At 73.7% G+C, this 21,250-nt stretch carries 8 protein-coding genes; 6 read left to right on the top strand and 2 right to left on the bottom strand.

Annotated features, from left to right (window positions below; genetic code table 11):
• The first annotated feature begins 476 nt into the window (after nt 1–476).
• The 6 genes from CED_RS00390 to CED_RS00365 all read left to right on the top strand — a co-directional run bounded on the left by CED_RS00390 (nt 477) and on the right by CED_RS00365 (nt 17,680).
• A complete protein-coding gene (locus CED_RS00390) occupies nt 477–8,015 on the top strand; it encodes a type I polyketide synthase (protein WP_035908269.1) in 7,539 nt (2,512 codons plus the stop codon).
• A complete protein-coding gene (locus tag CED_RS00385) occupies nt 8,008–13,215 on the top strand; it encodes a type I polyketide synthase (protein WP_051868604.1) in 5,208 nt (1,735 codons plus the stop codon). Before CED_RS00390 ends, CED_RS00385 begins: the two co-directional genes overlap by 8 nt.
• 2 nt (nt 13,216–13,217) lie before the next feature.
• Nucleotides 13,218–13,595 (top strand): acyl carrier protein, encoded by a 378-nt coding sequence (locus CED_RS00380; RefSeq protein ID WP_235186826.1) that lies wholly within the window; start codon nt 13,218–13,220, stop codon nt 13,593–13,595.
• A gap of 6 nt (nt 13,596–13,601) precedes the next feature.
• Nucleotides 13,602–14,555 (top strand): alpha/beta fold hydrolase, encoded by a 954-nt coding sequence (locus tag CED_RS00375; protein WP_011435381.1) that lies wholly within the window; start codon nt 13,602–13,604, stop codon nt 14,553–14,555.
• A 10-nt stretch (nt 14,556–14,565) separates the two neighbouring features.
• Nucleotides 14,566–15,756 (top strand): glycosyltransferase, encoded by a 1,191-nt coding sequence (locus CED_RS00370; protein ID WP_035908265.1) that lies wholly within the window; start codon nt 14,566–14,568, stop codon nt 15,754–15,756.
• A 61-nt stretch (nt 15,757–15,817) separates the two neighbouring features.
• Nucleotides 15,818–17,680, top strand: a complete 1,863-nt coding sequence (locus tag CED_RS00365; RefSeq protein WP_011435383.1) for a class I SAM-dependent methyltransferase — start codon at nt 15,818–15,820, stop codon at nt 17,678–17,680.
• A 77-nt stretch (nt 17,681–17,757) separates the two neighbouring features.
• Here CED_RS00365 and CED_RS00360 read toward each other — a convergent pair whose 3' ends face one another.
• A complete protein-coding gene (locus CED_RS00360; RefSeq protein ID WP_235186825.1) occupies nt 17,758–18,681 on the bottom strand; it encodes a type IV toxin-antitoxin system AbiEi family antitoxin domain-containing protein in 924 nt (307 codons plus the stop codon).
• A 101-nt stretch (nt 18,682–18,782) separates the two neighbouring features.
• Nucleotides 18,783–21,146, bottom strand: a complete 2,364-nt coding sequence (locus tag CED_RS00355) for a hypothetical protein (protein WP_035908093.1) — start codon at nt 21,144–21,146, stop codon at nt 18,783–18,785.
• Nucleotides 21,147–21,250: the final 104 nt, after the last annotated feature.

The raw sequence follows: 21,250 nt of genomic DNA, 5'->3' as shown, positions 1-21,250 counted from the left end.
CCAACCGAGCCGGCTAGTATTCCGCGCACGTTGGCAATCCCGTGTCGGCTAATCGGATGCGGCCGCCGTGGGACCGGGGGACACCAGTTCCGCGACAGCCTGTTGGGGGTTGGTTCGTTTTTCGCATACTCAGGGCGGATGCGGCTTCCCGGATGTCTGCCGTCCCGACGGCACTGACCAGGAGGTCTGGATGGTGCGGGCGGTCCTGTCGTCCGAAACAAGTCGATCATGCTGGTTCGGTGGGTGAGTTCCATGGCCTCGATGCGCCGCCGCGACGATCGTGCGGCAGCGGACGCGCTGCCGGCCACGGGTCTGCCGGCTGCCCGCCTGCCCTTGAGGTGCCCGCCCACGCGGACCAGCGATTACCCGCCCATCCGGACCAGCGATTGCCCGCCCATGCGGACCAGCACAGCTCCCTCAGCCTCTGCCCCCTCAGCGCCCTGCCTCAGGCGGGGACCGGTCGGGAGGACCAGCCGATGACCACTGCACCCAGCGCGTCACCCGTGGCCTCGCCGGCCAATCCCGCCGACCGCGATCCGCTCGACGCCCGCGAGCTGGTCGTGGTGATCACGCCGTTCGCCGAACCGTCCGCGTCCCTGGTCGCCGCGGTGCAGCGGGCCGGAGGGCTCGGGGTGCTGGATCTCGGGCTGCTGGCCGGACCGGCGCGTGATGCGCTGCGGGACGCCGCGCGGTGGGCGCCGGGCCGGTTCGGGGTGCGGGCTGCCCCCGGCTGCCCCCTCGATCCCGACGAGCTGCCCGCGAGCGTCGGGACCGTCGTACTCGTCGCCCGATCCGGTCCGGATCCCCGATCCGGCCCCGTCGCGTGGGCGGATGCCGGGCCGGGCCCGGGGAGCCGCTGGGACATCGGCGCGCTGACGAGCCGGTGGCGGACGAGCGGGCCGCGTGGAGAGGCGCGGCGCCGGGTCTGGGCGGAGGTCACCTCGGTTGCGCAGGCGCGCGACGCGGTGGCGGCGGGGGTCGAGGGACTGATCGCGCGAGGCAACGAGTCCGGGGGGCCTGTGGGCGACCTCACCACCTTCACCCTCCTGCAACATCTGCTCGCGCAGGCGTTCGTCACCACCGAGGGCGCGCCGCTGCCCGTGTTTGCCGCTGGCGGGATCGGTCCGGCCACCGCGGCGGCCGCGGTGGCCGGCGGCGCGGCCGGTGTGGTCCTGGACTCCCAGCTCGCCCTGGTGCGTGAGATGGAGCTGCCGGCACAGGTCGCGGCGGCGATCCGCGCGATGGACGGCAGCGAGACCACCCNCCTCGCCGGCTNCNGGGTGTACNCCCGCCCCGATCTGCCCGTCGCCGCCATGACGGGCGCCGCCATGGCCGGCGCTGCCACGGCGATCCCGTTCCGGCTGGGTGCGCGTGATCTGCGTAACCAGTTTCTCCCGGTCGGCCAGGACGGAGCGTTCGCCGCCGATCTCGCCGACCGCCACGTGACCGCGGGCGGTGTCGTACGGGCCGTGCGTCAGGGCATCCGCGAGGGCATCGCTGCCGCCGCCCGTACCCGTCCCCTCGCCCCCGGTGCGCCCTTCGCCGCTGCCCGCGGCCTGCGCCACCCGGTCGCGCAGGGACCGATGACGCGGGTCAGCGACCGGGCGGCGTTCGCTCATGCCGTCGCCGACGAGGGCGGGCTGCCTTTCCTCGCCCTGGCGCTGATGAGCGGCGAGGACAGCCGCGCCCTGCTGGAGGAGACCGCGGACCTGCTCGGGGACGCGCCCTGGGGGGTCGGGGTCCTCGGGTTCGCCCCGGCGCCGCTGCGGGCCGCCCAACTCGCCGCCGTGCATGACGTGCGTCCTGCCTGCGCGATCGTCGCCGGAGGTCGCCCGGCACAGGCGGCCCCGCTGGAGGCCGCCGGCATCGACACGTTCCTGCATGTCCCGTCCCCGGGGCTGCTGAACCGTTTCCTGGCCGACGGCGCGCGCAAGTTCGTCTTCGAGGGGCGTGAATGCGGCGGGCACGTCGGGCCGCGGGCGAGCTTCCCGCTGTGGGAGGCGCAGATCGCCGGCCTGCTGGAGTTCGGCACGACCGATCAGGCCGGTCCGGACTTCTTCGCGGGCCTGCATCTGCTGTTCGCCGGGGGCGTGCATGACGCCCGTTCCGCTGCGATGGTCGCCGCGGCGGCCGGGCCGCTCGCCGAGCGGGGCGCGAGCGTCGGCGTGCTGATGGGCACCGCGTACCTGTTCACCGCCGAGGCCGTCGCGTCCGGGGCGATCCTGCCGGGTTTCCAGCAGGCCGCTCTCGACTGCGAGCGCACCGTGCTGCTCGAGACCTCTCCCGGTCATGCCACCCGGTGCGTGGAGTCCGCGTACGTCCACACCTTTCTGGGCCGTCGCCGTGAGCTGATCGCCGCCGGCAACTCCCGCCAGCAGATGTGGGAGGAGCTCGAGGCGCTCAACCTCGGCCGGCTGCGGGTCGCGAGCAAGGGCCTGCGCCGTGAGGGCAGCGAGGTCGTCACGGTCGATCCCGCGACCCAGGCCCGGGACGGCATGTACATGATCGGACAGGTCGCCGCCCTGCGTTCGCGGCGGACGAGCATCGCCGAGCTGCATGACGAGGTCACCGCGCAGGCCACGGCCGGGCTCGCCGCCCGCTCCGCCGAGCTGCGCTCCGCCGAGCCGCGGCCCGCCGACAGGAGCGCGGCGCCCGGCCGCCCGGCCGCCCGGCCGCTCGACATCGCGATCGTCGGGATGTCCGCGATCTTCCCGGACGCCCCGGACCTGGCCAGCTTCTGGGCGAACATCGTCGCCGGCAACGACGCCATCCGCGAGGTCCCGGCCGATCGCTGGGATGCCGAGGTCTACTACCACCCGGACGCGGTGCTCAGGGACGCTGGCCGCAGGACGCCGTCGAGATGGGGCGGTTTCCTCCCGCAGGTGCCGTTCGACGCGCTGGCCTACGGTATCCCGCCGAAGTCGCTGCGCAGTATCGAGACCAGCCAGCTCCTCGCGCTGGAGGTCGCCGCCCGCGCGCTGAGCGGCGCCGGGTACGACGCGGGCCAGAAGGACGTGGGCCAGAAGACCGCCGGCGAGAGTCGGGCGTTCGACCGCTCCCGCACGTCGGTGGTCTTCGGCACGGAGGCCGGGACGGATCTCTCCGGTGCCTACAGCTTCCGCTCCCTGTGGCCGGCGCTGCTCGGGGACCTGCCGGCCGAGCTGGAGGAGTTCCTGCCGGAGCTGGACGAGGACTCGTTCCCGGGCATGCTCGCGAACGTCATCGCTGGCCGGGTCGCCAACCGGCTGGACCTCGGCGGGGTGAACTTCACCGTGGACGCGGCCTGCGCGTCGTCGCTCGCCGCCCTCGACGCCGCCTGCAAGGAGCTCGTCGCGGGCACCTCGGACATGGTGCTGTGCGGCGGCGTGGACACCCACGCGGGCGCCCACGACTTTCTGCTGTTCTCCTCCGTCCATGCGCTGTCTCCGGGCGGTCGGTGCCGCAGCTTCGACGCGGGCGCCGACGGCACCAGCCTCGGTGAGGGGGNGGCCGTCGTCGTGCTCAAGCGGCTCGCGGACGCCGAACGGGACGGCGACCGGATCCACGCCGTCATCCGGGCCGTCGCCGGTTCCTCCGACGGGCGGGCCCTGGGGCTGACCGCGCCGCGCAAGGCCGGCCAGGTGCTCTCCCTGGAACGGGCCTACGGGCGGGCGGGGATCTCGCCCAGCGAGATCGGTCTGCTGGAGGCGCACGCGACCGGAACGGTCGTGGGGGACCGCACCGAGCTCGCCACCCTCACCGAGGTCTTCACCAACCACGGTGCGACGCCGGGCCAGTGCGCGGTGGGTTCGGTGAAGTCGCAGATCGGGCACACGAAGTGTGCGGCGGGCCTGGCCNGTCTGATCAAAATGGCCAAGGCCGTCGAGACCGGGGTACGGCCGCCGACCCTGCACATCGACACGCCGAACGCCTATTGGGACGCCGAGAGCAGCCCGTTCTACTTTGACGACGTCGCCAAGCCGTGGGTTGCCCCGGCCGAGCGGCGCCACGCCGGCGTGTCGGCCTTCGGATTCGGCGGCACCAACTTCCACGTCGTGCTGTCCGCCTATGACGGCGGGCCCGAGCCCGCCCACGGCCTCGACAGCTGGCCCGCGGAGTTGTTCGTCGTCCGCGGCACCGACCGGGTGGCGGCCACCCGGGCGCTGGACCGGCTGGCCGAGCTGATCGTCGCGAACGACGCGGCCGGACGGCCGTTCCGTCTGCGTGACCTCGCCTCCACCGTCTGCGCGGAACGCGGCGGCCCGGTCCAGCTCGCGTTCGTCGCCGGCGACCTCGACGCGCTGCCCACCGCCATCGACCAGGCGCGCACGTTCACGTCGAACCCTCGGGCGGGTCTGTTCGTCCGGGACCAGGACGCGGATCCGGGTGCCACCGCGTTCCTCTTCCCCGGTCAGGGCAGTCAGCGGCCCGGCATGCTCGCCGACCTGTTCATCGCCTTCCCACGGCTGCGGTCCGTGCTGGACCTCGCCCCCCGGTGGGCGGACACGATGTTCCCGCCGGCGGCCTTCTCCCGGGAGCAGAAGGCCGCCCAGGCGGCCGCGATCACCGACACCCGTGCGGCCCAGCCGACGCTGGGGCTCGCCGGGCTTGCCGTCCACGACCTGCTGACCAGCCTCGGGGTGCGCCCGGACCACGTCGCCGGGCACTCCTACGGCGAACTGGTCGCGCTGTGCGCCGCCGGGGCGCTGGACCGGCGGGACCTCATCGGCCTGAGCGAGGCCCGTGCCGCGGCGATCCTGGCAGCCGCTGGCGACGACCCGGGCACGATGGCGGCGGTCTCCGCGTCGGTCGAGCAGGTCCGCGCCGCGCTCGACGGGGCCGTTACGGGTGGGGAGGCCGGACCGGGCCGGGTCGTCGTGGCCAACCACAACGCCCCGCGGCAGAGCGTGATCTCCGGGCCGACGGACGCCGTTGCCGCCGCCGTGGCGGCTCTCGGCCGGGCCGGCATCAGCGCCAAGCCGATCCCGGTCGCGTGCGCCTTCCACAGCCCGGTGGTGACGGAAGCGGCGACGGCGCTGGCCGCCCGGCTCGATGAGGTCGAGGTCGAGGCGCCGACCCTGCCGGTCTGGTCCAACACGACCGCCGGGCCCTACCCCGGCAGCCCGGACGAGGTGCGGGCGACGCTCGCCGGTCAGGTGGCGGCGCCGGTCAGGTTCGTCGAGCAGATCGAGGCGATGTACGCCGCGGGGGTGCGGACCTTCGTCGAGGCCGGGCCCGGCCGCGTCTTGGCGCAACTCGTCGGCAGAATTCTGGCCGGTCGACCGCACCGGGTGGTGGCCACCGACGTCGCCGGCGAGCCGGGGCTGCGCCGGTTGCTGCTGGCCCTCGCCGAGCTCGCCGCCGTCGGTGTCGAGCTCGACCCCTCCGCGCTGTTCACCGGCCGCGACGCCCGGGTGGTCAGCGCGACGGACCTGCCGCGCCGTCCCGGCTGGCTCATCGACGGGGCCTATGTGCGCACGCCCGACGGCCGGTTCCTTCCTGGTGGGCTGCGGCCGCCGACCCGGCTGACGGTGCGGACGACGTCACCCGGGGTCGCCTCCGTGCCCGGGGCCGCATCCGTGCCCGAGATCGTCGGCGTGCGCGGGTTCGTCGAGGACACCGTGGCGCCGGCTCCCCCGTTCGACCGCGCCGGCGTGACCGACCACAGCGAGACGACCGACGACCCTGCGGCGGGGCCCGCCGGACTGGCCGAACTTGGAGGNGACGGACCGGNGGACGCCGTGGNGCTGGAGTTTCTGCGAACCACCCGGGAACTGGTCGCGGCGCAACGTGACGTCGTACTGGGCTACCTGGGCATCGACCCGACCGGCCTGGCCCGGCCCGGCCAGCTCCCCGAGGGGCGGCCGGCGGACCTTGTGCGGCCGCGGCCGGGGGTCGTGTCTGACGACGTGCCGGGCTTCGTGCCGCCGCGGCCGGGGGTCGTGTCTGACGACGTGCCGGGCTTCGTGCCGCCGCGGCCGGGGGTCGTGTCTGACGACGTGCCGGACATGGCTGCCGCGAGTCGGGTGGTGCTGGACCGGGCCGCGGTGTCGGCCGCGGTGGTGGGGGTGATCGGGGAACAGACGGGTTATCCGGTGGAGATGCTGGAGCCCGATCTGGATCTTGAGGCCGACCTGTCGATCGACTCGATCAAGCGGACGGAGATTCTGGGGGAGCTGGCGCAGCGGCTGGGTCTGGTGGATGCCGGGTCGGGGGAGCTGGGCGAGGAGGNCGTCGAGGAGCTGGCGGCGATCAAGACTGTCCGCGGCATCGTCGACTGGATCGNCGCGTCGGTGGATCCGGATGCCGCCGGCGCGACCGAACCGGCCGAGCCCACCGGGCCCGGTCGGTCCGCCGGAGTCGCGAAGTCCGGGGGGGCCGGCTCGACAGCCGCGATCCCGCTACGGCGGTTCGTTGTCGAACCGGAGATCGTCCCCGTGCCCTCGACCCCGGAGCCGGTCGGACGTGCCGGGTCGCTGGCCGGGGCCCGCTTCCTTCTCGNCGAGGGNGGTCTCGGGGTCGGACTCGAGCTCGCCACGTTGCTGGAGCAGGCGGGTGCCGAGGCCCGCATCCTCGCTGCCGNCGACCGGGGCCTGGTCGGTCAGGTTCGAGCCGGCGCCGGCGCGGACGGCCTGGTGTGGATCGCCTCGATCGATCCCGGTGCCGGCGACCACGCCGTTCTTCCTGCCGCGTTCGCGGCACTGCGGGCCGCGGCCCTCGGCGGCAGCCGGCGGATGCTCGTCGCGACCGGGCACGGCGGGCGCTTCGGTCGCCCGTCGCCCCACGGCACCGGAGCGCTCGCCCCGGGCGACGCCGGGGACGAGGGGATCCAGCTGACCCCGGGGATGGGCCTCGCCGGCCTGGTGCGCACGATCGCCTGGGAGGTTCCCGACATCGCGGTCCGCCTCGTCGACGTCGAACCGAAGGACGAACCGCGTCGGATCGCCGAGAGCCTGCTCGTCGAGCTGCTCACCCCCGGCGGGCCGTCCGTGGTGGGTTACCGTGACGGGGTCCGCGCGACCCCGCGGATCCGGCCGGTGGAGCTGGGCGTCGCGGGCGACGTCGGCGACGTGGGTGCGGCGGGCTATGCGGGCGAACTGCCCGCCGAGCTCGGTCCCTCCTCGGTGGTGCTGCTCACCGGTGGCGCGCGGGGTATCACGGCGGCCGTCGCCGTGGAGCTCGCCCGGCGCAGCGGCTGCGCCATCGAGCTGATCGGGCGTACCCCACCGCCCACCGGACCGGAGGATCCGGTGACGGCGGATGCGCTCGACGCCCCGGCGCTGCGCCGCGCGCTTGTCGCCACCGGCGTCCGCCGGCCGGCCGAGATCGAGTCCCAGGTGGCCCGGTTGCTCGCCGAGCGGGAGGTGCGCACCACGCTGGAGGTCCTTGGTCGGCTGGCCTCGTCGGTGCGTTACCACGCGATGGACGTGCGTGACGGCGCCGCCGTTGCCTCGGTCGTGGCCGACGTCTACGCCCGCCACGGTCGCCTCGACGGCGTGGTGCACGGTGCGGGCATCCTGGCGGACCGACTCCTGCGGGACAAGACGCCCGAGTCGTTCGACCAGGTGTACCGAACGAAGATCGACGGTGCCCGGGCGCTGCTGGCGGCGCTGCGGGACGACGTCGGCTTCGTCGCCCTGTTCGGGAGTGTCGCGGGCGTCTTCGGCAACCGCGGCCAGGTCGACTACGCCGCCGCGAACGACGCCCTGGACACGCTCGCCGGTGCCTGTGCGGGCCGCTTCGCCGGCCGGGTGGTCAGCGTCGACTGGGGTCCCTGGGGATCCGCGCGGGACTTCGTGGCACGGGCCGGCGGACCGGCCCCCGCGGTGACCGGGGGCGCGGTGGCCGGTGCGGCCGGTGTGACCGGCGGTGGGATGGTCTCCCCGGAGCTTGCCCGGGAGTACGCGCGCCGTGGCATCGGCCTGATCGATCCCGCCGACGGGGTGGCCGCCCTGCTGCGGGAGCTGGCCGCTCCGGCGGGCACGCCCGCGCAGGTCGTCTACATGTGCGCCTCGGTGGAGTCGTTCGATGCCTGAGCCCGGTGCCGGGCCGGGGGGGCGGTCGGCGTCGGGATCCCGGTCCGCGTCCGGGGGCGGCGCCCCACCCATCGCCCTGGTCGGGATGGCGGCGCTGTTCCCCGGCGCCGGCGACCTCGGCACCTTCTGGGGCAACATCGTCGGGGGTGTCGACGCGATCCGGGAGGTGTCGCCGGAGCGTTTCGACGTTGACGACTACTTCCGCCCCGACCTGTTTCGCCCCGACCCGCCCCGCGGTGACCGTCCCGGCGCCGGACCGGGCGGTGTCGGCAGACCCGGCGGTGTGGGCAGCCCCGGCGGTGCCAGCGACGCCTTCTACTGCCGGCGTGGCGGTTTNGTCGAGGAGTTCGCGTCGTTCGATCCGGCCNCGTTCGGCATCATGCCGCTGGCCGTCGACTGGGCCGAACCCGACCAGCTGCTGTCCCTGCGGCTCGCCGCCGAGGCGATCACGGACGCCGGCGGTCCCGAGCGGTTGGGGGACGCCGAGCGTGTCGGGGTGGTGCTCGGCCGCGGCGGCTACGTCGGTCCCGGGGTCGCCAAGCTCGAACAGCGGGTGCGCACCTCCCGCCAGATTGTCACGACGCTGCGCGAGATCCTGCCCGACCTGCCGGCCGAGGCCGTCGAACGGGTCCGGGAGGCGTTCGTCGCCCAGCTCGGACCGCAGCGCCCCGAGGCGTCCATCGGGCTGGTGCCGANCCTCGCCGCCTCCCGCATCGCCAACCGGCTCGACCTGCGCGGACCCGCCTACACCGTGGACGGGGCCTGCGCGTCATCGCTCATCGCCGTCGACATGGCGATGCGTGACCTCGGGTCCGGCCGGACCGACGCGATGATCGTCGGTGGCGCCCACATCGTGCACGAGGCGTCGTTCTGGAGCGTCTTCACCCTGCTGCGGGCGTTGTCCCCGAGTGAGATCATCCGTCCCTTCGACCGGCGGGCCGACGGCATTCTCATCGGCGAGGGCGTCGGCATGGTCGTCCTCAAGCGGCTTGCCGACGCCGAGCGCGACGGCGATCGGATCTACGCGGTGCTGCGGGGATCGGGCACGTCCAGTGACGGCCGGTCCGCCTCGCTGATGGCCCCGGCCGTCGAAGGCCAGACGCTCGCCGTCCGCCGGGCCTGGGCGGATGCCGGGCTCGACCCGACGGCGCCGGGTGCGATCGGCCTCGTCGAGGCGCACGGCACGGCCACCCCCACCGGCGACGCTGTGGAGCTCGCCACCCTCAGCCGGATCTTTGGCACCGCGTCGGGCGGACCGGCCGGGCCGGGTCGGGCGGACATCGGGATCGGTTCCGTCAAGTCCATGATCGGTCACGCGATNCCGGCCGCGGGCGCGGCCGCTCTGATCAAGACCGCGCTGGCGCTGCACCACCGGGTCCTGCCGCCCACGCTGCACTGCGACGAGCCGCATCCGGCGTTCGTGGGCAGCCGGTTCGCGCCGGTGCGCGCCGTCGTCGAGTGGGACGCCCCGGCCGGCGGCGGTCCCCGCCGAGCGGGGGTCAACGCCTTCGGGTTCGGCGGCATCAACGCCCATCTGGTGCTGGAGGAGGCGCCGGCACCCGCGGCGGTGACGGCGGCCCGTACGTTCGCCGCCCCGGCGGTGNCCACGGTGGACCGGGCAGCCGACCCGGACGTCGGTCCGGACGTCGAACCGGTGCTGCTGTTCGCCGGGGCCGACGCGGCTGACCTGCTGGCCCAGCTCGACGTCCCGGACGCGGAACTGCTCGCCCGCGACGACGCCGCGACCCCGCCGACCGGTGGGCCGTGGCGGCTGGCCCTGGTCGCGCCGACCGCCCGTCGGCTGGCGCTCGCCCGCACCGTCGTCGAGCGCGGCACCCCCTGGCGGGGACGCAACGACCTGTGGTTCACCCCGGCAGGGATGTTCGCCCCCGCGCGGGCGGGTGGGGACTCCCCGGCGCAGACCGCTTTCCTGTTCTGCGGCTTGGAGGACAAGTTCACCCCGCGGATCGACGATGTCTGCGAACACTTCGGGCTGACGAAGCCGACCCTCGACGACACCGGGATGCTCGGCCGGCATGGCGTCGCGAGCGTTGAGGTCGGCCGGATCCTCGATGTGGCGCTGCGGCGGCTCGGGATCATCCCGGACCTCGTCGGCGGCCACAGCATCGGCGAGTGGAACGCGATGATCTCCTGCGGGCTGATCACCGACGAGTACACCGACGACTTCCTCGCCGGCTTCGACCCGACAGCCCTGGAGGTGCCGGGGGTCGTCTTCGGCGCGCTCGGCTGCGGCGCGCAGCGCGCGACGGAGGTCATCGCCGGGCTCGACGAGGTCGTCGTCTCCCACGACAACTGCCCGCATCAGTCGATCATCTGTGGGCGGGAGGACAGCGTGCGTACCACGCTGGACCGGCTGCGCCGCGACGGCGTGCTGGGCCAGATCCTGCCGTTCCGGTCAGGGTTCCACTCCCCGTTCCTCGAACCGTACCTGGACCCGATGCGGGCGCGGCTCGCCCGCACCACGTTCGTCGAGGCGAGCGTGCCGATCTGGTCGGCGACCACGGTGGCGCCCTACCCGAGCGACCACGACGCCATCCGCGCGCTCGCTCTTCGACACCTGGTCGAACCGGTACGCTTCCGCCAGCTCGTCGAGCGGCTGCGCGAGCGCGGGGTGCGTGCCTTCATCCAGGTCGGAGTGGGCAGCGTCGCGGGATTCGTCGACGACACCCTGCCCGGCAACGACCATCTCTCGTTGGTCACGAATACCGTGAAGCGTCCCGGGCTGGACCAGCTGCGGCGGGTCGCGGCGGCGATGTGGGCGGAAGGCGCCGCGCCCCGGATGGACCTGCTGCCCTGCCGGTCGCGACCCGCGCCGGCGGTGCCGCCGCTCCCCCGGGCGGCCAACGGACCGCACCGCGTCGGCGCCCCGGTGCGGTTGAGCCTCGGCACCCCCCTGATCCGCCTCGGCGGCGGGGCCGGCGACCTGCTCAACCCGGGCAGTGCCGATCGGACCCACCGGAACCCGCCGGCCTGGGCCGAAGGTGACGTGCCGACGCATCCGGTGATTGCCGAGCTGCGGGCCGCGCTCGCCGAGGCGGACGCGGTGATGTCCACCGTGGTCGACCGCTGGTCGCATGGGGCGACGCCGGCTCGGGTCCCCCCGCCCGGATCGGGGGGCAGGGCGATCCCGGGCGATGCGATCCCGGGCGGCGTGCGGTCGGGCGGCGTGCGCGGTGGTGCTCGGTTCCGCGCCGACGATGCTCCCCGGGGCGGTGGCACGTCCGGCGGTGCCGGCGGAAACGGCGACGCGGGTTCGACGGGCGTCCCTCCTCGCCGCGGCGCGAGCGCGGCCGACGGCGGGGCGGCCGGTCGGGGCACGGGCGCCGATCGGACGTCCGCGGTGGGCTGGGTACCCGTGCCCCGTGACAGTCCCGAACCCGGGCCGCGGATGTTCCGGCGACGGCTGTCGCTGGCGTCGATGCCGCACATCGTCGACCACTGCTTCTACCGTCAGCCGCCGGGCTGGGCGGACATATCCGATCTGTTCCCGGTCGTGCCGATGACCGAGGTCCTCGAGCTCATGATCGGCGAGGCCGCCGCGCTGCTGCCGGGCCGGGTGCCGGTCGGTGTCCGAGACGTCCGGGCGTTGCGCTGGCTCGCGATCGAGCCGGCGGTGGAGGTGTCCATTGCGCTCGCCCCCGCGGGGCCGGACGCGGTGCGGGTGACCGTGGACGGCTACGCCCGCGGCACGGTGCTGTTCGCGGCGGNCCNCCTGCCGCCGCCCGAGTCAACCGCGATCACCGCCGATCTGTCCGTGGGCCGGACGGGCCCGACGCTGCCCGTCGAGCGGCCCCCGCGGCATCGTGGCAGGGATCTCTACGGGGCCCGGTTCCTCTTCCACGGTCCCGGCTACCAGGGCATCCATCGGATCGAGGCGATCGCCCCGACCGGTATCCGGGGGCGTCTGCGGGTGCCGTCGGCGTCCGGCGCCCTGCTCGACAACGTGGGCCAGCTCTTCGGCTACTGGGCGATGGAGCATCTGTCCGACGACTCCCTCCTGCTCCCGCAGTCCCTGGCCGACGTGCAGTTCCACGGCCCGGCACCGGTGGAGGGCGACCTGGTGGACTGCGTCGTACGGATCCGGCAGGTGGCCGAGCGCACGGTGACCGCGGACATGGAGGTGCGGCGGGCCGACGGACGTGTCTGGGCGGTCATCACCGGGTGGACCGACCGCCGGTTCGCCAACGACGACGTGCTCTGGGCGATGGTGCGTGCGCCGGAGTTGAACACGGTGGCCCAGCCCTCCGGTGAGGGCTGGGTGGTCGCCGTGGACCGCTGGCCCGACGCGGCCTCGCGGGAACTGATCGTGCGCCACTACGCCGATGCCGCCGAGCGTGCCCGGCTCGCCGCGCTCAACCCCAGGGCGGCACGCGGCCGGCTGTTGGGACGGATCGCCGCCCAGGACGCAGTCCGGCGATGGCTGTGGGAACGGGGAGCGGGGCCCGTCTGGGGGATCGAGGTCGGGATCCGTAACGACGACGTGGGTGCCCCGGTCATCACCTCCCTGCCGGCGCGGCCGGGTGTCCCAGCGTTCGACCCCCCGGGGGTGTCGCTCGCCCACAAGCCGGAGCTCGCCGTGGCCTTGGTCGCCGCGGACGGGGAGGTTGGCATCGATCTTGAGCGGATCGTGTCCCGCGCCGCCGGGGTCGAGAAGGCGGCCCTGGCGCCCACCGAACTGCGCCTGCTCGACCGGGTCGCCGGCACCGATCCTCACCGGCGGGCCGTGTGGTTCACCCGGCTGTGGGCGGCGAAGGAGGCGGCGGCGAAGGCCGACGGAACGGGCCTCGCTGGCCGTCCACGTCGGTTCGTCGTGGACGGCCCCCATCCCTTCCCGGGGAAGGCCCATTCCCCGGGAAGGGATGGGCTCGCGTCCTCCCCGGTGGGGGGCACCCCGCCCGACCTGGTCCGGGTCACCGTCTACGGGGATGGTCCCGACGGGTCGGTGCCGGAGCGGACCCGGTGGGTGGCGTTGCGTACGGTGGACGCCGCCGGCCGGATTCAGCCGGAACCGACCGGCCCGGCGCCCCGCGAGGGCGGGGTATCGCCGTCGCGGCGTCAGGACGCTGTGGGCGATGACGTCTCCACCGGAAGAGTCGATATCGCTACCGTCAGTTATGTAGTCGCCTGGACCTCCCCCGAGGTCGAGGCGCATGGTCTCCAGAGCCAGAAGGAGTGTTGATGATGTCTGCGCAGAGCACGACGAGGCAGGGTCCTCCCGGCCCGGATCCGGACGACCGCACCGACGCCGTCACGCGGGCCGAGGCCGAGGCCCGGATCCTCGGCGAGGTCACGGAGCTCCTGCGGGAGGTGATCGGGGAGGAGTACGTCGTGGACATGGAGATCACGATGGCCACCTCGTTCAATCAGGATCTCGAGCTGGAGAGCATCGAGTTCGTGGCGCTGGCCGACCGGCTGCGTGGGCGCTACGGCGAGGCGGTGGACTTCGTCGGCCTCCTTGCCGACATGGACGTCGACCAGGTGATCAACATGCGGGTCGGCGAGGTCGTCCACTTCATCGTCGACAGCCTCCCGACGCTGGCGCCGGCGGGATCGGCCTGAAGGCCCGTGGCTGAGATCATCGCGAACGGGATCCGGCTGCACGTGCAGCGACTGGCGCCCAGGGGCGGAGCGTCCACGGACTCGCCGGTCGTCGTGATGGTGCACGGCATGGTGATGGACAACATCTCCAGCTTCTACTTCACGCTGGGCAACTGCCTCGCCGATGCCGGCTGCGACGTCATCTGCTACGACCTGCGCGGCCATGGGCGCAGCGAGCGGACCCGCGGCGGCTACGAGCTGGCGGACTCGATGGCCGATCTGCTCGGGCTGCTCGACGAGCTCGGGGTGGATCGCCCGGTGCACCTGGTGGGTAACAGTTACGGCGCCACGATGGCGCTGGCTTTCGGGCTGGAGTTCACCTCCCGGGTGGCGAGCCTGACGCTGATCGAGCCGCCGTTCCTGATCGAGGGTCTTGGCGAGGAGATGGCCCGATCGCTGACCCAGATCCTCGTCGCGATGACCGACGAGGAGGTCCAGGAGTGGTTGGACAACGGCGCCGGACGCGTGGCCAGCCGCGCCACCCGGGCCGCGCAGCGGCTGCTGCAGGAGACGACGATCGCCACCGACATGCTGGCGACTCCGCCGTTCTCCACCGAGGCGCTGGCCGCGCTGAACGTCCCGGTGCTCGCGGTGTACGGGGAGAACTCCGACATCATCGGGCAGGCTGCGGGCCTGGCCGCGCTGGTGCCCGAGTGCACCCTGATCGTCCTGGAGCACCACACGCACATGGTGCTGCGGGAGGCCGCGCACTACCTGCGGGACCTGCTGCGGTGGTGGTTGTTCCGCCGCCAGACGCCGCCGCCGCCCTACGTGCGCGCGAACGGCCGGCGCTTCGCCACCCCGGACTGGGTGACGCAGCGGGTGCCGCCGCCCGATCTCAACGCCGAGCGCCGGCCGGCCCCGATCTCGGCCGACGCGGCAGTTGCGGCCGGCGAGGGGCGTGAGGGGCGAGGGGCGTGAGAAGAGTCTGATGAGCCGCGTGCTGTTCGTGGTGCCGCCCCTGACCGGGCATGTCAACCCGGCGGTCGGGGTCGCCGCCGAGCTGGCCGCCCGTGGTCACGAGGTGGCGCTCGCCGGGTACGCGGGCGTCATCGGATCGTTGATCCCGCCGGAGCTGGCCCTGCTGGCGTTACCCGAGGCGGGCCTGGGCGAGAAGTGGTCCCGGATCCAGGACGCGTCTCGGGCGCTGCGGGGGCCGGCGTCGCTGAAGTTCCTGTGGGAGGACTTCCTGCTCCCGCTCGGCTCGATGATGGCCCCGGCGATCGACAGGATCATCGACGACTTCCAGCCCGACCTGCTCGTCATCGACCAGCAGGCGGTGGGCGCCGCGCTCGTCGCCCGTCGCCGGGGCCTGCGCTGGGCGACCCTCGCGGCGACCTCCGCCGAGTTCGACAATCCTTACGGGGTGCTCGCGGGCCTGGGGCAGTGGGTCGTCGACCGCCTGCGGGAGTTCCAGACCGGGCACGGAGTGCCGCCCGACGAGGCTGCCATCGGGGACCTGCGCTTCTCCGAGGCGTTGACCCTCGTCTTCTCCGTCCGGGAAATGCTGCACAATCCCGGGATCCCGGACTACGCGGTCTTCGTCGGCAGCGCGGTCGGGAAACGGGCCGGGGCGGGCGAGTTCCCCTGGGACTGGCTCGNCCCGGCCCGCCGGGCGGTGCTCGTCTCCCTCGGCACGGTGACCCGGGAGGCCGGCGGTCGGTTTCTGCGGGCGGCGGCCGAGGGGCTGCTCGGCCTGCCCGAGCGGGTACAGGCGATCGTCGTCGCCACACCCGGGCTCGTTGACGACCTCGCCGCCGCGGCGCCCGACGATCTGCTGGTCGCGCCGTTCGTGCCGCAGGTCGCGTTACTTCCGCGGTTGTCGGCGGTGGTGTGCCACGCCGGCAACAACACCGTCTGTGAGTCGCTGTCACACGGGGTTCCGCTGGTGGTCGCCCCGGTTCGCGACGATCAGCCGATCATCGGCGAGCAGGTCGTCCGTAACGGGGCCGGGGTGCGCGTCAAGTTCGGTCGGGCCGGACCCACCGCCGTGCGTTCCGCGGTGACGGCCGTGCTGGACGATCCGTCGTACCGGGCCGCCGCCGCCCGGATGCGGGCCGCCTTCGCCGCGGCCGGCGGGGTGGCCGCCGCCGCCGATCACCTTGAGAAGCTGGCGGTCTGATGCTCGGTCTGGCGGTCCGGTGATCGGTCTCGTGGTCTGATGCTCGAACGGTTCTGACGTCGTGCTGACATGGTTGCCGATCCTGGTGTGTGCCGGTCTGGCGATCAACGGTGTGCGGCTGCGCGGTCGGCTGCGTCGTCTCGACACCCTGCCGGCCTCCGGTCGCCCGGTGGACCCCGCGCATGAGTTCCTCGTCGCGACCGGGGTCCGCCTCTCCGACAGCGGCCGACGGGCGGCCAGTTACCACGCCAGCCGGGACCGGCTCGACGTGCTCGACCTCGTCCCGGCGGACCTGACGGCCGAACGGGCGCTCGACCTCGCCCGGATGGTCGACACCCGCACCTACCGGGCCGACCGCTGCGTGCCCGGCCGCGGCGCCTTCCAGGCGCTGCTGGTCCACTCCGAGATTCTCCAGCGGGCTGGGATCACCCGCCGGGACGGTTTCGACCCGGTGGAGCTCGTCGACATCACCGAGCGGCTGAAGACCTTCGCCTCCGGCTCGACGGATCTGGCGGTGCTGCCGGGGCTGCGTGCCGCCCGGGACGACGCGGCGATGCGTGTCCGCGTCCAGCAGCGGGCCTACCGGTTCACCCGGCAGAACCAGCTCTTCCCGTTCGTACCCCAGATCGCCACCGCGATCGGCTTCCATGTGAACCAGCCGTTCGGCCTCGCGGCCATGGCGCTGTTCTGGTTCCAGCCGTTCTTCGTCTGCGCCGGCCGGGTGCCGCTGTCCCCGCGCGATCTCATTCGTTCTCCCATCGTGCGCATCCTCGGCGGGGTGCTGTTCGTGGTCGACTCCGTGCGGGCCGGCCGGGCGCAGGCCGTGAAGGCGGCTGAGGCGAAGGCCGCCGGGCTTCCTCCGGACCCGGTCAAGCATGCGGCCAGGCAGGAGACCGCCGCCAGCCGCGCCTCCTACTCCCAGGACGTCCAGGCCGGCCTCGACCGGTTCCTGCGCCACGACCGGGCCGACTGCCCCTGGTGCGGATCGGTCGAGCTCGCCACCCGGGTGGAGTCGCCGGACCTGCTCCTGCGCAAGCCCGGTTCCTTCCGGCTGGACGGCTGCGAGCGCTGCGGGCATGTCTTCCTCAACCCGTCGTTGAGCCCGGCCGGGCGTGAGTTCTACGACCGGGACCGCTACGACGGCCTGCGCACCGATGTCGCCGAGCAGGTCCTGGCCGCGATCGCCCGCGAGCGGCGCGAGCAGGCTGCCGCCGTCCGACCGTTCGTGGTGCCACGGACCTGGCTGGACGTGGGGGCCCGGTACGGTCACTTCGCCAACGCGGCCCGAGAGGTGTGGCCGAGGACGGTGTTTGACGGGCTCGACACCTTTCCCGGCCTGGCCAAGGGCCTGGCGCGCGGCTGGATCGACCACGCCCACTACGGCCGTTTCTCCGACGTCGTCGACAGCCTCGCCGGCCGGTACGACGTCATCAGCATGTTCGACTACCTGGAACGCCGCGACGACCCGTCGGCGGAGCTCGACGCCGTCGCGAAGGCGTTGCCGCCTGGCGGGCACGTCGTCTGCGAGCTGGCCAACGCCGACTGCCGGCAGGCCCGCTGGCTCGGCCGGTTCTGGCCCGGCTGGGCGGTCCCCGAGCGCGCCCACTTCATCCCCGCGGAGAACCTGATCGCCGCGCTGGAGGACCGGGGGCTGCGGCCGGTCGCGGTGCGCTTCGCCGCGGCGCGCCGTCCCGGTGGGCTGACCGGCGCCCTGCTGCTCGCCGTGGCCATGATCGCGCCACGCCCCATGCCGTGGCTGCCCCAGCAGGCCGGCCCGGTCGGCGCGGCCGGCCGCGTCCTGGTGATGCTTGTGGCCAGCCCCCTACTGGGACTGGCCCGCCTCCTCGACCGCCTTGCCGGCCGGTACGCGCACGACGCCCGGTACGCCGGCACCTACCTGATGATCGCCCGCAAGGAGCTCTGACCTCGGCGGACCGGTNGACCGGAATGTGCGGCGCGGCACAGGGATACGGGACGCGACGAACGAATGTCCCGCGGAGCTCAGGAGGCCAGCGCCCGCGGAGCGCGCGGCACCGACGCCGACCAGCCGCGGTCACGCAGCGCCCCGCCTACGAGGGAAGCCACCTCGGCCGGGGCGTCCCGCGCCAGGCGTGCCGGCAGACGGATGAGGAGCTGGCCGGTCGGCTCGGCGACGACCGTCGGCCCAGGGACCGTCGCCTGGATCTCCACCCGCACGCGCCACGGCTCGTACCAGACGTCGAGGCGCGCCATCGGCTCGTCCGCGGGCCCGTTGACACTCGGGGNCCCTACCGGCAACCCCCACTGGGCCTCGATGCGACGGTACATGATCTCGGTGAGGCGCGGCGCGTCCCGGCCCAGGTCGTCCAACGTCTCGGTGATCAGCGTCCGGCGGCTGATCGGACCACGCCGGGCCAGCGCGATCCGCAGGCTCGCGACGGTGACGAAACGTTGACGGACAGCGTCAACGAGCAGGCCCTGCGCGTCCGCGCGGGTAGCCGCCCACTCGGCCATGTCGATGACGGACCGGGCGGGGGCCGTCCGCCGGGGCAGGCGGAGGGGATCGATCTCGGTGATGTCGAGCCGAGCGCTGTGCCGCAGAAGCACGCCCGGTGGCGCGGCGATCCGGCGTTCGGTGGGCAGGAGAACCGTCACCGGGCCGGTGCCGTAGCCGTCCAGACCCGCGAGCCCCGCCGCGCAGGCGCCCGCGAGCACCGCGTCCGGGCCGACGGCCTGCAGGGCCCCCCACAGCTCCTGCATCCTCGTCACGGGTGTGGCGGTTGTGATCAGCACGCCGCGGAAGGGTTGCTGCCAGCGACCGTCGTTCAACCGTCGGCGGATCTCGTCGCGGGTGATGCCGGCGTTGATCGCATCGCGTATCGTGATCACGCCGGCCTGCATGGTGGCGATCTCCTGCCAGGAGAGTCGGCCAGGGTTATGGGCCATGAGAAGACGATGACGGTTGTCTGTCTGTTGGGCCAGAACCTTTTTCGGGCTGTGGATAACTTTCGGCTGTCTCCTTCCTGACGGCCGCGTTCCGGACCGGGTCAGCCATGCCCCGGGTGGTGGTCCCCGACGCCGGGAACCCATCCCCGCGCCCCCGGGTGAGTGCTCTGGCCGCCGGGACCGCCGGGACTGCCGGGGCCGCTGGGACGCGCCTTGGGCGGGACGAGCCGGTAGACCTCCTCGTCGGCCGGCGGTTGCTGGCCGATGCCCGGAAACCCGACGGGCGGGGCAGGCTCGATCCGACGCTGTTCCTCCGCGCCGGTCCGCGCAGGGCCGGCCTGGTCCGTACCGGCCTGGATCACGTCGGCTCCGGCGGTTCCGACGTGGTGACCCGCCAGGGGCGTGGCGGCCGCGTCAGGTACGGACCAGCGGTCGGCCGCGGAGACCCCAGGCAGCAGGACGGTGCCCGGATTGCAGTCCCCCGGCACCACCCGTCCCGCCCCATCGACCGGGTTGACCAGCAGGAACGCGGTCGCCGGCAGGGTCTGGACGGTGGTCGGCTCCACGGTGAACTCGTATACCCGCTGGGAGGTCGTGCCGTCGGTTGTCGAGTCGCTCACCGACGAGTTTGTCGTGCGCTGCCAGGTCTGCGATCGCGACGCCGTCACCGACTCCTGCCATCCGGCGTTCTTCGACGTGTTCTGCAACCAGGGCAGCAGCCGGGTGCCGTCGTAGGTCCGGCCGGTTCCGCCGCTGGTGCCGGTCGTCTCCGAGGTGCCGTCCTGGTAACCGACGCTGTCGCTGTCGCCGGCCGTGAAACTGCGCCCCACCTGGGCCGTCACCTGAGACATGACGAAGCGGTAACCACGCCCGATGAATTCCGCCGCGGTCGCGGCGTCCTTACCGTTCCCCAATCGCATGATGATCGTCGAGCCTCCCTGGCTGCCCAGCACCCGTTCGGCGTCGTCGGCGAGCCGTTCGAAGAGCAGCACGAGCCGCACCCCGGCGAGCTCGGCGTGGCGGGTCAGCCCGGTCAGGACCGCTCGGCCGAGATGGTCCGCCCCGGCGACGACCAGCATGTCCCGGCCGGTCGGCCCGCCCCGCTGGCGGCAACGGAGCTGGTGGAGCACGGTCTGGACGAGGAGCCGGTCCGTGAGTTCCTTGCGGTGGGCGGACGAGTCCCGGCTCGACGTGGCGAGAACCCGCAGCCCGGGTACCGGCCACCAGGCCGTCAGTGGACGGGGCGCGCTGTCGACCCTGGTCGTCGGCATCCTGGCCGTCGGCATCCTGGCCGTCGGCATCCTGGCCGTCGGCATCCTGGCCGTCGACATATCGGCGGCGGCCGCCAACATATGGGCCTCGACCGTCGCGGCCGGTGCCGTCGCGGCCGGTGCCGTCGCGGCCGTGGCTGGTGGTGGCGGGCTGAGCGCCTCCAGCGAGGAACGCAGGTAGCGCAGCTCGTCGGCGATCCGGTCACCGCGGCCGAACGCGTCCATGTGCGCGGTGAGCTCCCCGGCCTCGGCCGTCGACAGCGACGTGGCCGCGCTGCCGTCGTCGAGACCTTCGAGGACGCGCAGGCCCTCGGCGAGACGGCGAATGCTGAGCCGTTCGTACAGAACGACGGCGACGGTGGTGACCAGGTCCGCGTGCAGGGCGCGTCGGTGCGGATCATCGCCGCTCTCCTGGGACATGCCGAACGCGTCGGCGACGAGCTCGCCGGCCTCCCGCGGCCCGAGGCCGTCGAGGAGCGCCACCTCGTCGAGCTGGCGGGGCAGGTCCCAGGACTCCACCGGCCAGCGCGCCTGGCCGGCGAGGCGTGCCAACCCCCCGCCCACCGCCCGCTCGCTGAGATCGACGAGCAGGATGCCGGTGCCGCCGGTGAGCACCGAGCAGCCCGCGGTGGCCAGCAGGCTCGCCCATCCGTCGCCGGTTCCGCCGAACACGTCGATCCTGGGGGTCGCCGCGGGGGCCGAGACGGGATAGAAGACGGCGGTGGCCTCTCGGCGTCGCAGCTCGGCCCGGTCGTGCGCGTCGACCTCGGTCTGCCAGGACGTCAACGCCTGCAGGTGGCGGGTGTATCCGTCGGCCCGGGCCGACGCGGCCCGGGATCGTGTCCGGCCCAGCCGGTAGTGCAGGATCAGNGGAGGCAGGCACGCGACCACGGCGAGCGCGAGTCCCGCCGGGACGAAGAAGAATCCCCCCTCGCCCGCGAGCAGCATGCCGAACACCACGAAGGCCATCGGCAGGACGAGCCTGGTCAGCAGGGCGCGGACGGCATGGTTTCGCCGGGCCGTGAGCGCGGTCAGATCGGGCGATTCGGGCTCCTGCCAGACCGGTTGACGGTCGGCGAGCGGGCTCGGGGCCGATGGACCGGTGTCGACGAACTCCCAGCCCCAACGCTCCCGTGGAACGAAGAGCCCCTGGATCAGCCGGGCCTCAGTCGTGGTTAGCGTGCCCACCCCCATCGCCGACCCTCCGCCGTCCCACTCGCCTGCTCCCGCGTCGCAGCCCACCGTGCCGCAGCCCCGACGGCCGCAGCCCACCGTGCCGCAGCGACTCCCCGTTCCCG

The sequence above is a fragment of the Frankia sp. CeD genome (genome assembly GCF_000732115.1).
In the GTDB taxonomy this organism is placed as follows: domain Bacteria; phylum Actinomycetota; class Actinomycetes; order Frankiales; family Frankiaceae; genus Frankia; species Frankia casuarinae.
The sequence above is the reverse complement of the archived record's forward strand: the minus strand, read 5'-3'. Positions and strand labels throughout refer to the sequence as shown.